This window comes from Bacillus sp. FSL R7-0685 (assembly GCF_038002425.1).
In the GTDB taxonomy this organism is placed as follows: domain Bacteria; phylum Bacillota; class Bacilli; order Bacillales; family Bacillaceae; genus Bacillus; species Bacillus subtilis.
Map to the genome: position 1 here is coordinate 3202795 of NZ_JBBOCN010000001.1, position 12276 is coordinate 3215070.

Consider the following 12276-nt stretch of genomic DNA (forward strand, 5'->3'; position numbering starts at 1 on the left):
CTAACGAATATCCTGTCACTATCAATAGAGAAAGGATGATACCATGAGCGAAAATCGTCATGAAAATGAAGAAAACAGACGCGATGCGGCAGTCGCAAAAGTCCAAAACAGCGGTAATGCAAAAGTCGTGGTCAACGTGAATACAGATCAGGATCAGGCACAGGCGCAGTCACAAGACGGAGAAGACTAATGAACGAAAACATCATTCCTCTCAACAGACATACTCAAGAGATACCCACTACTGAATCTGTTATCAAAAACAGCGGCAACTCAGAGGTCCATATCGACATTCACATTGATACAATGCCAATTGCTTTTGCTATATTATGCTCTGCATTAGCCGCAAAGCAGATGACAAAAGAGGAATTCGATATGGCTTATACTCAATTGCGAGAGATGAACAGAGAAAATAACAGCAGATCATCTGTAAAGCAAATTATCAATCAGGAGACAGAAGAAGAGTAAAAAACCGCGGCCCCTCGGCCAGCGGTTTTTCTTCTGCATACAAAAAGGACGCGACTGAATCGGTTACTTCTGTACAATTTGAATAAGGTTACCGCATGTATCGTCGAAGACAGCTATTGTGACTTCGCCCATTTTTGTCGGTTCCATCGTAAACGTCACGCCTTTTTCCTTTAATCGGTTGTACTCTTTTTGAATATCTGCAACGCCAAACATTGTGGCCGGGAGGCCTTCGGAGAATATCTTCTTTTGATACTCCTTAGCGGCAGGATGTTCATTCGGTTCGAGTAAAAGCTCGGTTCCGTCTTGATCATCTGGAGAAACAAGCGTTATCCACCTGAATTTCCCCATGGGAACGTCTTCCTTTTTTATAAACCCAAGTTTTTCTGTATAAAACTCCAGTGCCATGTCTTGATCTTGTACAAATATACTGGTAACAACGATTTTCATACTGTTTTTCCCTCCTTCCATATGAATGAAGCATGGTACTATGCTAACAATCTGGCTACAAGCAAAACAACCCACACATTTATCAGAGGCCCTGTTCTGATTTTATAAAATTACTCTATCCATCCTTTCAGCAAATTTTTAAGCGGTTCGTTGTTGAATATAAGTACTCGATATTTTCCCTTTCGTTTTGATGTTACGAGTCCTGCATCCTCCAGTACAGAAAGGTGTTTAGCTATCGCCTGTCGCGTAATAGAAAGGTCGTACTTTGTAATAAGACGTATCGTAAGTTCATACAACGTCAGCTCGTTGCGTTCAGATAATTCGTCTAATATAAGCCGCCGAGTCGAATCGCCGAGTGCTTTGAATATAGCGTCTTTGTTCCAATTCATATATTGAGTATAAGCAACTCATTAGTTGCATGTCAAGTATAAGCAACTGTATGGTTGCGTGATATAGAAACTGAACCTATCCGGCGCAGGTCTGAAATATTCTAATCGATAAGGAATTAAAACCATTAAAATAACAGTGGATATGTCTCTGAAAAATAAAAGAAGACGAACTTCAAAAGTTCGTCTTCTACAATCAAATTCGGCACGCCGGCCATTTTAAAAACTATCTCTAAACCCCTTGATAAACAAAGGAGTTTTCATCATTATCCAATAGAACCTTCCATTTCGAACTTAATCAAACGGTTCATTTCAACTGCGTATTCCATTGGAAGCTCTTTTGTGAATGGCTCGATGAAGCCCATTACGATCATTTCAGTTGCTTCTTCTTCAGAAATACCGCGGCTCATCAAGTAGAAGAGCTGCTCTTCAGATACTTTAGACACTTTCGCTTCGTGCTCCAATGAAATGTTATCATTTAAGATTTCATTGTAAGGAATTGTGTCTGAAGTTGATTTGTTATCCATAATGAGCGTATCGCACTCGATGTTAGAGCGGGCGCCTTCCGCTTTGCGTCCGAAGTGGACGATTCCGCGGTACGTTACTTTTCCGCCCTGTTTTGAAATCGATTTTGATACGATTGTAGATGATGTGTTTGGTGCAAGGTGAATCATTTTCGCACCTGCATCCTGATGCTGGCCTTTACCCGCAAGAGCGATAGAAAGCGTCATACCGCGCGCGCCTTCGCCTTTTAGGATACAAGCCGGATATTTCATTGTCAGCTTAGAACCGATGTTGCCGTCGATCCATTCCATTGTTGCGTTTTCTTCACAGACTGTACGCTTTGTTACAAGGTTGTAAACGTTGTTCGCCCAGTTTTGGATCGTTGTATAACGGCAGTAGCCGCCTTTTTTCACGATGATCTCAACGACCGCACTGTGAAGTGAGTTTGTTGTGTAAACAGGCGCAGTACAGCCTTCAACATAATGAACGCTTGCTTCTTCGTCAACAATGATCAGTGTACGTTCGAACTGACCCATGTTCTCAGAGTTGATACGGAAGTAAGCTTGAAGCGGTGTTTCAACCTTCACGCCTTTAGGCACGTAGATGAAAGATCCACCGGACCAAACAGCTGAGTTAAGCGCCGCAAACTTGTTATCAGTCGGCGGGATTACTTTTGCCCAGTGCTCACGGAAAATATCTTCATTCTCTTTCAGCGCGCTGTCAGTGTCTTTAAAGACGATGCCTTGCGCTTCAAGATCTTCTTTCATGTTGTGGTATACAACCTCAGATTCGTACTGAGCAGAAACCCCCGCAAGGTATTTTTGTTCAGCTTCAGGAATACCGAGCTTGTCGAATGTTTGCTTAATTTCTTCAGGAACTTCATCCCAAGAACGCTCTGAACGCTCAGACGGTTTTACGTAGTACGTAATTTCGTCAAAGTTCAATGAGTTTAAATCTCCGCCCCATTGAGGCATCGGCATGTTGTAGAAATGCTCAAGTGATTTCAAGCGGAAATCAAGCATCCATTGAGGCTCTTCTTTCATGCGAGAAATTTCTTCTACGATTTCTTTTGTCAATCCGCGCTCTGAACGGAAAATGGAAACGTCCTTGTCGTGAAAACCATACTTGTATTCACCAATATCAGGCATTTTTTTAGCCATCCATTTTCACTCCAATCCTTTTAATTGCCGCCTTCTTCTTTCGCGACTCCTTTTTCAAGTGCTTTCCATGACAGGGTTGCACATTTGATACGGGCCGGGAATTTTGAAACGCCTTGAAGGGCTTCAATATCCCCGAGATCTATAGAATCATCATACTCTTTCCCTTGCATCATATCCGAGAAAATCTTAGACATGGAAAGGGCAGTTTCAATATCTTTCCCTTTAATCGCCTGAGTCATCATCGAAGCGGATGCCATTGAAATGGAACAGCCTTCCCCTTCAAACTTCGCATCTTCCACGATGTCTCCGTCAAGCTTCATTGTCAGTCTGATGCGGTCGCCGCATGTCGGATTGTTCATATCCACAACAATGCTGTCATTTAAAACCCCTTTATTTCGCGGGTTTTTGTAATGATCCATAATCACCTGTCTGTACAATGTATCTAAGTTTGCATTAAAAGACATTTGTAAAATACTCCTTTGTCTTTTGAAGAGCTTCCACAAGCTTATCAATCTCTTCCTCTGTATTATACAGATAAAAGCTTGCTCTTGCAGTAGCAGTTACATCCAGCCATTTCATCAGCGGCTGCGCACAATGGTGGCCGGCTCTGACTGCAATTCCCTCCGCATCAAGCACAGTCGCCACATCGTGCGGATGAACATCATCAAGGTTAAATGTGACAAGCCCGGCACGCTCTTCCGGCCCGTAAACCGTTACGCCGTCAAGCTGGCGGAAGCGTTCAAGCGCATAAGCTGCAAGCTTGTGCTCATGGCGGGAAATCTCATCAAGACCGATTTCTTCGAGAAAATCAATGGCGGCACCGAGGCCGATTGCTCCTGCAATAATCGGCGTACCCGCTTCGAATTTCCACGGAAGCTCTTTCCAAGTTGATTCATAAAGCCCGACAAAGTCAATCATTTCACCGCCGAATTCGGCAGGCTCCATGTTTTCCAGCAGGGCTTTCTTTCCGTACAGCACACCAACACCGGTAGGTCCGCACATTTTATGGGAAGAAAGCGCAAAGAAGTCGCAATCGAGATCCTGCACGTCAATTTTCATGTGAGGCGTGCTTTGTGCACCGTCCACCACAATGACAGCCCCATTGTCATGAGCGATTTTCGCCATTTCTTTAATCGGGTTGACCGTGCCGAGAACATTAGATACATGAGACACCGCAACAATTTTTGTGTTGCTTGTGACCGTTTCTCTGACGTCTTCTAAAGAAATCGTTCCGTCTTCCTGCAACGGAATATATTTTAATGTGGCGCCAGTTGCTTTTACAGCCTGCTGCCACGGAATGATATTCGCATGATGCTCCATGTAGGTGATGACCACTTCATCACCAGGTTTCAGGTTGGCGCGCGCATAGCTTAACGCCACCATATTCAGTGATGTGGTCGTGCCTTTTGTGAAAATAATCTCAGCCATTGACTTCGCGTTAATAAACTTGCGGACTTTTTCACGCGCTCCTTCATAACCATCTGTCGCTCTGGTTCCAAGTGTATGGACGCCCCGGTGAACATTGGAATTGTATTGGTTATAATACTTATCCAGTGTTTCAATGACAGCACGCGGCTTCTGGGAAGTCGCCGCGCTGTCGAGATAAACGAGATCATGTCCGTTCACTTGCTGATGAAGGATCGGGAACTGTTCACGAATATCTGTGATATTCATTACTTCACTTTCCTTTCGATAACAGAAACTAATTGTTTCTTAACGCCTTCAATCGGAAGTTCATTTACTACCGGTGCAAGGAATCCGTAAATGACTAAGCGTTCTGCTTCTTCTTTCGGAATTCCGCGGCTCATCAGGTAGTAAAGCTGAATAGGGTCCACACGGCCGACAGATGCCGCATGTCCTGCAGTTACATCGTCTTCGTCAATTAAAAGAATAGGGTTTGCGTCTCCTCGTGCTTTTTCGCTGAGCATCAGCACGCGTGATTCTTGCTCCGCATTCGCTTTAGAAGCGCCATGTTCGATTTTGCCGATTCCGTTAAAGATAGAAGAAGCGGAATCCTTCATCACACCGTGCTTCAAGATATAGCCTTCAGAAGCTTTACCGAAATGGATGATTTGTGTTGTGAAGTTTTCTGTTTGCTCTCCTCTTCCGACAACAACCGTTTTCGTATCGCCGTATGTGCCGTCACCGTAAAGGTTTGTTGTATTTTCGGAAATCGTGTCGCCGTCGTTCATCAGGCCAAGAGCCCACTCGATTTTGCTGTCGCGTCCGCGCGCAGCACCGCGGCGGTTCACATAAGTTGTCACACCGCTTGACAGATTATCCACCGCACCGTATGTCACGCTGGTATTATCACCTGTGATGACCTCACTGATAATATTGAAGACAGCGTCTTTCGGGTTTACAGTGCTGATGTAGTTTTCTACATATGTTACAGAGCTGTGGTCTTCAGCCACAATCAGCACGTGGTTGAATAGAGCTGTATCATTGCTTTCGTGGACATAAACAGCCTGAACCGGCGTCTCCACCTGAACATTTTTCGGAACATAAAGGAATGCTCCTCCGTTAACAAGAGCCGCGTGAAGTGCAGTTAACTTATGTTCGTCAACCTTCACGCCGTCCTTCATAAAGTATTTCTCCACCAAGTCGCTGTGCTCGCGTGCAGCAGTCAGAATATCAGTGAAGATGACGCCTTTGTCTTTCAATTCTTGAGAAAGAGAAAGATGTGCCGGCGTCTGGTCACGCTGTACGTATAATGTTTTATCTTCGTTTTCAATGTCGATCAGCGCTTTTACTTCATCAGTCAAATCTTCTAATGAAGAAAGCGGTTCGTTATCCACTGTATGCTTCGCGAAATTCGTGAAGTTCCAGTTTGTGATTTTTGTTTTGTCAGGTTTCGGCATCGGCAGATCCTCAGCTTGTTCAAGAGCCTGTAAGCGCAGGTTCTTCAGCCAGGCAGGTTCTTGGTGCTTTTCGGAAAAGCTTTTGAGATACTCCTGATCTACGGATAGTTTTGTACCTAGTGTCATATTAATCCCCCTAACGCTTACGCTTCTTGGCCAACAGTTTCGTCTTCAATGCCAAGTTCTTGTTTGATCCAGTCATAACCTTCTGCTTCAAGACGCTGAGCAAGCTCTGCACCGCCGGATTTTACAACGCGGCCTTGCATCATAACGTGAACAACATCCGGAGTGATGTAGTTTAACAGGCGCTGATAGTGAGTGATCATCAGGCAGCCGAAGCTTTCGCTGCGCATTTTGTTGATCCCTTTTGATACAACTTTCAAAGCGTCAATATCAAGACCTGAGTCAATTTCATCAAGGATGGCGATTTTCGGTTCAATCATCATTAATTGAAGGATTTCGTTGCGTTTTTTCTCCCCGCCTGAGAAGCCTTCGTTAAGATAGCGCTGAGCCATTTCAGGGTCCATTTCAAGGAACTCCATGTTTTCGTCCATTTTGCGGATGAATTTCATGAGAGAAATTTCATCGCCTTCTTCTCTGCGCGCGTTGATTGCTGAGCGAAGGAAGTCGGCATTTGTCACACCGCTGATTTCACTTGGGTACTGCATCGCAAGGAATAAGCCTGCCTGCGCACGCTCGTCCACTTCCATCTCCAGTACATCTTTGCCGTCAAGCGTGATGCTGCCTTTTGTTACTTCATATTTAGGATGCCCCATAATAGCAGCTGATAAAGTGGATTTACCAGTTCCGTTCGGGCCCATTACTGCGTGGAATTCTCCACCTTTTATTTCAAGGTTTACACCCTTTAAGATCTCTTTCCCTTCGATTTCAACGTGAAGATCTTTGATCGTTAATGTTGAAGCAGCCATATCTATACCTCCAAAAATATATAATCATTATTCTCATTTTATTCTCATTCTAATTTTATAACAAATGAAAAGTAAATACAACTTTTTATCGTGCCTAGCACATTCCTCAAGTTTAACAAAGATCAGCACTTTATTAAAGCGATTGAAAAAGAAAAAGAGTGGATTCCCACCCTTTTTTAAAAGATTGATTTTCTCAATAAGCTCCCGCAGAAATCCGCTTGCTTTTTTCGTAATCAAGCTCTCTCTGCCGCTCTACTTTCATTCTTGTTTCCAGCCGGCGTCCATATTCCTCGTATCCAATTCCGTGTGACAGCTGCATCGCTTTTTCCATTTCTGACGTATAATCGAGGTTCAGTCTGTCCTGGCTGCTGCAAATAATGAATCAATCCCTTCATATATTTGCTTTTTATTGTACCAGTGCTGCGTTGGATGACGCAAAAACGATTTGGCGTGAAATAGCGGCAGATGAGACGAAAGCATCCTTTCAGAACAAATGAGAATGGTTTTTCGGAATATTCCTTCTCTTAATGCGTGGTGTTTCCGAATTCCTCAATGCACTGTTGAACGACTGTCACGCCTTGGCTGAAAGCTGCGCCGCCTCCAAATGCCGCTGCCACACTGACGGCTTCGAGAATGTTTTCTTCTGTCGCTCCCTGATCGAGACAGCCTTTTGTATGATAGATCATGCAATATTCGTCCTGAGCATTGATGGCAATTCCGAGGGCGATCAGCTGTTTTTCTCTTTCAGTCAGAGAATTCCCGGCAAAGCACTGTTCAGTAAATTCGTTAAATTTCCTTCCCATCAGCGGCATCTTTTGTTCAAATGTGCCTAAACCATGTTTATATTGTTTTAACGCGTCCTGCATGCTTCCTCTGTCTTGATTCAAAGAAAATCCCTCCATCTGTTTAACATTCCTTTTTATTATGAACAGCTTTTAGGAAAATACGCGAAAAAAACCCCGGAATTCTCATCCCGGGTTTCACCGTGTCAGCAAACCCTCGCATTCGTTGTCAGACCTGCGCGTTGGTGCTCACGAATTGCAACATTCGCTCCGCTCCAATGCTCGGCCTTCCTAGACTTCAAGGGTTTTCAATCACGCTGAAAAGATGACAAAGCCCTAAAACGAATATCGTTTTAGGGCTTTGTCAATAATTGAACCCCGGAATTCTCATCCGGGGTTTCAGTCTTATTCAGATACAGGAAGCACAGCTCCGTCGTATTTTTTCTCGATGAAGTCTTTGATCTTTTTAGAGTGAAGAACTTCCATCAGCGCTTTGATTTTTGCAGAATCTTCTTCGCCTTTTCTTACTGCGATGATGTTAGCGTATGGGTTGTTTTTCGTTGATTCTACTTCAATTGCATCTTTTTTAGGATTTAATTTATTTTGGATCGCATAGTTTACATTGATGAAGGCCGCGTCTCCTTCTTTGTTTTCATATGCTTTTGCCGTTAATTCAGGCGCTACTTTTTTGAATTCAAGGTTTTTCGGGTTTTTCTTAATGTCTTTCAATGTTGCGTCAACTGTTTCTACCTTAGAATCAAGAGTGATTAATCCAGCGTTTTCAAGCATTGCAAGCATACGGCCTTGTTCAGCAACGTTGTTTGTCAGAATGATTGTCGCACCGTCTGGAAGGTCTTTCAGTGATTTGTATGTTTTAGAGTAAATACCGAATGGCTCTAAGTGAACAGCACCGGCATTCACAAGTTTGTAATCTGTGTTTTCTTTCATTTCTTGCTCAAGGTAAGGAATGTGCTGGAAGTAGTTCGCGTCCACTTCTTTATCAGCTAAAGCTTTGTTGTACATTTTGTAATCACTAAGCACTTTCACTTTCAGCGTATAGCCTTTTTCTTTCAGCAATGGTTCAGCTTCTTTTAAAATTTCCGCATGCGGTGTTTTCGTTGCCGCAACGACAATTTCTTTCTTGCCGGATTCAGCGCCGTTATTCGAACCGCAGGCAGCCATAACTCCTGCAAATACAAGCAGTAATGCACCCAAAAATAGCTTTTTCAATGTAAATCCTCCCTTATCTTTTGTCTATAATATTTGTTATTAGATCACCGATGATTTGAATAATAAACACGATGATTAAAATAAACACAGTAGCAACGAAGGTAACATCAGCGTTATTAGACTGATATCCTTCTACGTACGCAAGGTTTCCAAGGCCTCCTGAACCAATGGCTCCGGCAATTGCCGTTGAGCCGATCAAAGCAATGGCTGTAACCGTAATGCCAGAAATAAGAGCAGGCATTGATTCCGGAATCAGCACTTTGAAAATAATCGTAGACGTTTTCGCGCCCATTGATTTAGCTGCTTCAATCACACCTTTATCCACCTCACGCAGCGCGATTTCAACAAGGCGCGCGTAAAATGGTGCCGAGCCGATTACCAGCGCCGGCAATGCGGCGTTTGGCCCTAAGATCGTGCCGACTAAAAATTTCGTAAAACCTAATAGTAAAATAATTAAAATAAGGAACGGAATCGATCTGAATATGTTAACAACGGCCGCAATCACTGAGTTGACCGCTTTATTCTGCCAGAGGCTTCCTTTGCTCGTCAGAAAGAGCAGCAAGCCGAGGATGACCCCGATGACAAAAGCAAACAGTAAAGAAATCAGCGTCATATAAAGTGTTTCATATGTCGCGTTCCATAATTCAGTTAAATCAACGTTCGGGAAGTATTTTTCAAACATTCGTGATCACCTCTGCTTTCACCTGTTTGTCATTAATGAATCGGATCACGTTTTGCACTTCTTCCTCGTCTCCGTCAATGTGGATGAACAGTGAACCGTAAGCCCCATCCTTCGTCTGCGAAATTTTCCCTTGCAGAATATTGACGCTGACATTGAAGTTTCTGATCATTTCTGTAATCAGAGGCTGTTCAGCTGACTCACCGACAAATGTGAGCTGAACCATTTTTCCTGATGCTGTATCATCAAGAAGGTGCTGAAGCGTCTCTTTCGTTTCTTCCGGCTCTGTCACCTGTTGAACAAATCGTTTTGTCATTTGTTCCTTTGGATTTTTAAAGACATCGAGAACCTCGCCTTCTTCGACCACCTTGCCGTTTTCCATGACGGCGACTCTGTTGCAGATTTTGCGGATGACATGCATTTCGTGCGTAATCAGCACAATCGTCAAACCGAGTCTTTCATTAATATCGGACAATAGATCCAGAATTGAATCTGTCGTTTGCGGATCTAATGCTGATGTCGCTTCGTCACAAAGAAGAACCTTCGGATTGTTTGCAAGCGCTCTGGCAATTCCGACACGCTGCTTCTGACCGCCGCTCAGCTGGGACGGATAAGATTTTTCTTTTCCTTCTAAACCTACCAGTTTAATCAGTTCATTGGCGCGCTTGATCCGCTCGCTCTTTTTCACCCCGGCAATTTCTAAAGGAAACATGATATTATCTCTGACAGTCCGCGACCAAAGCAAATTGAAATGCTGGAAAATCATACTGATCTCATGGCGTGCTTTTCTTAAACCGCGTCCATTTACTTCATTAATCTTGGTTCCCGCCACTTCCACGGTTCCTGAGGTTGGTTTCTCAAGGCCGTTCAGCAGACGGATTAAGGAACTCTTACCAGCTCCGCTATATCCTACAATTCCAAAAATCTCACCTTTTTTAATGGAAAGCGAGACGTTTTGGACAGCATTGACATCTCCATGTTTCGACTTGTAAACTTTTGAAACATCCTGAAGATTGATCAAAGCAATCACCTGCCTTAACACTATTCTAAGAAATCTTCCGGTTTTTTCTGCAAAAGAAAAGCCTTTCTGCACACTTGAGCAGAAAGGCTTATATAAAATGCCTTTCTCTCATCTTTCAAAGCTGAACGCTTCGTGTGAATTGGCACCATTTCAACAGTGTTGATGGTTGCCGGGCTTCATAGGGCACTTCCCTCCACCTCTCTTGATAAGAGAAATATATAGTCTTTTTCGTCCGGAAATTCTTAATGTAGAATAGCACGGCGAATGATTAAATGTCAATAAAATAAATGATGTCAACTTTTACTATTATAATAATTTATTATTTTTTAATTTTTTAAAATCCTCTGAAAAAATCCATTTGTCAGCCAGAGAATGGCTTCCAGCTTTAACAGGGCCCTGAATGACCCCTTTACTTTGAGGCTTCCGCTCTGAATAAGGTGCTGAAGGGAAATGTCTCCGTGCAATAAATCAATAATTTCCGTTTGGTTTCCGTAAAAGGTCAGGTTGGACGTTTGGGGCGGAGAAACTTTTTTCATTTCTCCCTGTTCGTTTATTGAGACGGTTAAGGCTTCTGCTTCTCCTTGGAAGGTAATGAGCAATGTTGAGGCATTCAAAAGGGGTTTTAAAAACAGATGCTGATACTCATCTTCTAAAACTTCCGCTTTCTCCATATGTACAACCTCCTATTTGTTGGTCATACATACACATTTCTCTCTTTGTCGCAAGAACCCCTTTATAAAACGAACGACAATTTCATTGGATATGCTGAGAAATATGTCATAAATGGGATGCGGAAGATGATTTTTGTTTGATCAGCTCATATAAATAAGAAACGGAATGAAATGCATATCCTCTTTCGACCATCTTTCCGCCTTTAAACAGCAGAAAACAAGGGACGCTTTCAATTTGATACGCTTTTGCGAATGTCGGAGAGTAATTGACATTGTTTTGATAGAAGGCGACATCCGGCAGCATTTCTTTCACCACTGTCAGCATTTTGCTTGCAAGCTGGCAGGTGCCGCAAAACGGAGTATATAAATATAGAAGGTACACATCATCTTCAATGTGATCAAGTTCGTGTTCTTGGAGTTCTTTCATGCTATACACCTCGGGACTTTCTTTCAAGAAAAATAGTATGGACATTCAGATTCGCACGCAGCAATACAGAAGCGATATGGTGCCTGGGCGCAGCCGCTACTTCCTTATAGGCTCTGTCGACATGGAGATGGCAGGCTTCATTAAATTCACGCTTCAGCTGTTTTCTCAATTTCTCACCTGATTCATCAGCATCAACTAATATATAGACGTCTTTATCATAAAGCTCGTCAGCCAATTCCTCGAGCCTCAGCTGGCTGATTGTTCCGTTTGTGCAGATAATGCGCATCGGTTCATTCAGGACGCTTTCGATTTTCTCTTTATCTGATTTCCCCTCGACAATCATAACCTTTTCCAGCTCATCCATCTTCATCTTGTTCACCTGCCGCGTCAAATTTGAAATGTTCAGATTGTAAAAGAAGGCAGTGAAATTCACCGCCAACATTAACACCAGCCGTTTTCGTAGTCACAATCTACATATTTTGCGTCGTCTCCAGAGACCACATCGGCTGTCTTATAAAATTTCTCATTTTCAAAGGAATAACCGGACTTAAGCTCATATTCATTCATGCTTGTCATTTGGCCGATCATCTCATTATCATGATATAACGAGAGCCGGCCATTTTGAAAGCGGCCTGTCACGTCATTGGTGACATCGAGCTTTTGTTTGTCGAAAGCCATATTGGACACCTCCCATAACGTTAGCGTGTCCAATTG

At 43.2% G+C, this 12276-nt stretch carries 18 protein-coding genes and 1 riboswitch; of the genes, 2 read left to right on the forward strand and 16 right to left on the reverse strand.

Features of this window, described 5'->3' with window-relative positions; genetic code table 11:
* Positions 1-43 precede the first annotated feature (43 nt).
* On the forward strand, positions 44-190 hold the full coding sequence (sspG, locus tag MKY50_RS16745; RefSeq protein WP_015384584.1) for an acid-soluble spore protein SspG: 147 nt from the start codon (positions 44-46) through the stop codon (positions 188-190).
* Positions 190-465 carry a hypothetical protein gene (locus MKY50_RS16750; RefSeq protein WP_003243521.1) on the forward strand — a complete coding sequence of 92 codons (276 nt, stop codon included), beginning with the start codon at positions 190-192 and terminating at the stop codon, positions 463-465. The genes sspG and MKY50_RS16750 overlap by 1 nt, the downstream gene beginning before the upstream one ends.
* Positions 466-528: 63 nt before the next feature.
* On the opposite strand, the gene glxB is transcribed toward MKY50_RS16750, so the two are convergent.
* The 16 genes from glxB to MKY50_RS16830 all read right to left on the reverse strand — a co-directional run bounded on the left by glxB (position 529) and on the right by MKY50_RS16830 (position 12240).
* Positions 529-912 (reverse strand): methylglyoxalase, encoded by a 384-nt coding sequence (gene glxB / locus MKY50_RS16755; protein ID WP_029318442.1) that lies wholly within the window; start codon positions 910-912, stop codon positions 529-531.
* Positions 913-1022: 110 nt separating this feature from the next.
* Entirely contained in the window at positions 1023-1301 is a 279-nt protein-coding gene (locus MKY50_RS16760; protein WP_015251274.1) for an ArsR/SmtB family transcription factor, read from the reverse strand.
* A 263-nt stretch (positions 1302-1564) separates the two neighbouring features.
* Positions 1565-2962 carry a Fe-S cluster assembly protein SufB gene (gene sufB / locus MKY50_RS16765; RefSeq protein ID WP_003228608.1) on the reverse strand — a complete coding sequence of 466 codons (1398 nt, stop codon included), beginning with the start codon at positions 2960-2962 and terminating at the stop codon, positions 1565-1567.
* Between the two features lie 20 nt (positions 2963-2982).
* Complete coding sequence (gene sufU, locus MKY50_RS16770) at positions 2983-3426, reverse strand: Fe-S cluster assembly sulfur transfer protein SufU (RefSeq protein ID WP_003222809.1); 444 nt, start codon at positions 3424-3426, stop codon at positions 2983-2985.
* Complete coding sequence (gene sufS / locus MKY50_RS16775; protein WP_003228604.1) at positions 3416-4636, reverse strand: cysteine desulfurase SufS; 1221 nt, start codon at positions 4634-4636, stop codon at positions 3416-3418. Before sufS ends, sufU begins: the two co-directional genes overlap by 11 nt.
* Positions 4636-5949 carry a Fe-S cluster assembly protein SufD gene (gene sufD / locus MKY50_RS16780; RefSeq protein ID WP_032722484.1) on the reverse strand — a complete coding sequence of 438 codons (1314 nt, stop codon included), beginning with the start codon at positions 5947-5949 and terminating at the stop codon, positions 4636-4638. The genes sufS and sufD overlap by 1 nt, the downstream gene beginning before the upstream one ends.
* Before the next feature lie 17 nt (positions 5950-5966).
* Complete coding sequence (sufC, locus tag MKY50_RS16785; protein ID WP_014477918.1) at positions 5967-6752, reverse strand: Fe-S cluster assembly ATPase SufC; 786 nt, start codon at positions 6750-6752, stop codon at positions 5967-5969.
* Between the two features lie 193 nt (positions 6753-6945).
* Positions 6946-7083: a hypothetical protein gene (locus tag MKY50_RS16790; protein ID WP_003228600.1), complete on the reverse strand. Its 138-nt coding sequence runs from the start codon at positions 7081-7083 to the stop codon at positions 6946-6948.
* A gap of 193 nt (positions 7084-7276) precedes the next feature.
* On the reverse strand, positions 7277-7654 hold the full coding sequence (locus MKY50_RS16795; protein ID WP_014477920.1) for a carboxymuconolactone decarboxylase family protein: 378 nt from the start codon (positions 7652-7654) through the stop codon (positions 7277-7279).
* 285 nt (positions 7655-7939) lie between these two features.
* Positions 7940-8764 (reverse strand): methionine ABC transporter substrate-binding lipoprotein MetQ, encoded by an 825-nt coding sequence (gene metQ / locus MKY50_RS16800; protein WP_032722486.1) that lies wholly within the window; start codon positions 8762-8764, stop codon positions 7940-7942.
* Positions 8765-8777: 13 nt separating this feature from the next.
* Positions 8778-9446, reverse strand: coding sequence for a methionine ABC transporter permease MetP (gene metP / locus MKY50_RS16805; protein ID WP_003228593.1), 669 nt, complete (start codon positions 9444-9446; stop codon positions 8778-8780).
* Positions 9439-10464, reverse strand: coding sequence for a methionine ABC transporter ATP-binding protein MetN (gene metN, locus MKY50_RS16810; RefSeq protein ID WP_341117330.1), 1026 nt, complete (start codon positions 10462-10464; stop codon positions 9439-9441). The genes metP and metN overlap by 8 nt, the downstream gene beginning before the upstream one ends.
* Positions 10465-10569: 105 nt before the next feature.
* Positions 10570-10676, reverse strand: a riboswitch (SAM riboswitch).
* Between the two features lie 114 nt (positions 10677-10790).
* Positions 10791-11135, reverse strand: coding sequence for an SCP2 sterol-binding domain-containing protein (locus MKY50_RS16815; RefSeq protein ID WP_003228587.1), 345 nt, complete (start codon positions 11133-11135; stop codon positions 10791-10793).
* Positions 11136-11241: 106 nt separating this feature from the next.
* Positions 11242-11562: a thioredoxin family protein gene (locus MKY50_RS16820; protein WP_003228585.1), complete on the reverse strand. Its 321-nt coding sequence runs from the start codon at positions 11560-11562 to the stop codon at positions 11242-11244.
* Position 11563: 1 nt separating this feature from the next.
* A complete protein-coding gene (locus MKY50_RS16825; RefSeq protein WP_003242679.1) occupies positions 11564-11926 on the reverse strand; it encodes a toprim domain-containing protein in 363 nt (120 codons plus the stop codon).
* A gap of 77 nt (positions 11927-12003) precedes the next feature.
* The gene (locus tag MKY50_RS16830; protein ID WP_003228581.1) at positions 12004-12240 is read right to left on the reverse strand and encodes a YusG family protein; all 237 of its coding nucleotides are present in this window, start codon (positions 12238-12240) and stop codon (positions 12004-12006) included.
* Positions 12241-12276 lie beyond the last annotated feature (36 nt).

Excerpts from the sequence above, each read along its gene's own strand:
- sspG (WP_015384584.1), top strand. The coding sequence starts at position 44 with ATGAGCGAAAATCGTCATGAAAATGAAGAAAACAGACGCGATGCGGCA.
- MKY50_RS16750 (WP_003243521.1), top strand. The coding sequence starts at position 190 with ATGAACGAAAACATCATTCCTCTCAACAGACATACTCAAGAGATACCC.
- glxB (WP_029318442.1), bottom strand. The coding sequence starts at position 912 with ATGAAAATCGTTGTTACCAGTATATTTGTACAAGATCAAGACATGGCA.
- MKY50_RS16760 (WP_015251274.1), bottom strand. The coding sequence starts at position 1,301 with ATGAATTGGAACAAAGACGCTATATTCAAAGCACTCGGCGATTCGACT.
- sufB (WP_003228608.1), bottom strand. The coding sequence starts at position 2,962 with ATGGCTAAAAAAATGCCTGATATTGGTGAATACAAGTATGGTTTTCAC.
- sufU (WP_003222809.1), bottom strand. The coding sequence starts at position 3,426 with ATGTCTTTTAATGCAAACTTAGATACATTGTACAGACAGGTGATTATG.
- sufS (WP_003228604.1), bottom strand. The coding sequence starts at position 4,636 with ATGAATATCACAGATATTCGTGAACAGTTCCCGATCCTTCATCAGCAA.
- sufD (WP_032722484.1), bottom strand. The coding sequence starts at position 5,949 with ATGACACTAGGTACAAAACTATCCGTAGATCAGGAGTATCTCAAAAGC.
- sufC (WP_014477918.1), bottom strand. The coding sequence starts at position 6,752 with ATGGCTGCTTCAACATTAACGATCAAAGATCTTCACGTTGAAATCGAA.
- MKY50_RS16790 (WP_003228600.1), bottom strand. The coding sequence starts at position 7,083 with ATGGAAAAAGCGATGCAGCTGTCACACGGAATTGGATACGAGGAATAT.
- MKY50_RS16795 (WP_014477920.1), bottom strand. The coding sequence starts at position 7,654 with ATGGAGGGATTTTCTTTGAATCAAGACAGAGGAAGCATGCAGGACGCG.
- metP (WP_003228593.1), bottom strand. The coding sequence starts at position 9,446 with ATGTTTGAAAAATACTTCCCGAACGTTGATTTAACTGAATTATGGAAC.
- MKY50_RS16815 (WP_003228587.1), bottom strand. The coding sequence starts at position 11,135 with ATGGAGAAAGCGGAAGTTTTAGAAGATGAGTATCAGCATCTGTTTTTA.
- MKY50_RS16820 (WP_003228585.1), bottom strand. The coding sequence starts at position 11,562 with ATGAAAGAACTCCAAGAACACGAACTTGATCACATTGAAGATGATGTG.
- MKY50_RS16825 (WP_003242679.1), bottom strand. The coding sequence starts at position 11,926 with ATGGATGAGCTGGAAAAGGTTATGATTGTCGAGGGGAAATCAGATAAA.
- MKY50_RS16830 (WP_003228581.1), bottom strand. The coding sequence starts at position 12,240 with ATGGCTTTCGACAAACAAAAGCTCGATGTCACCAATGACGTGACAGGC.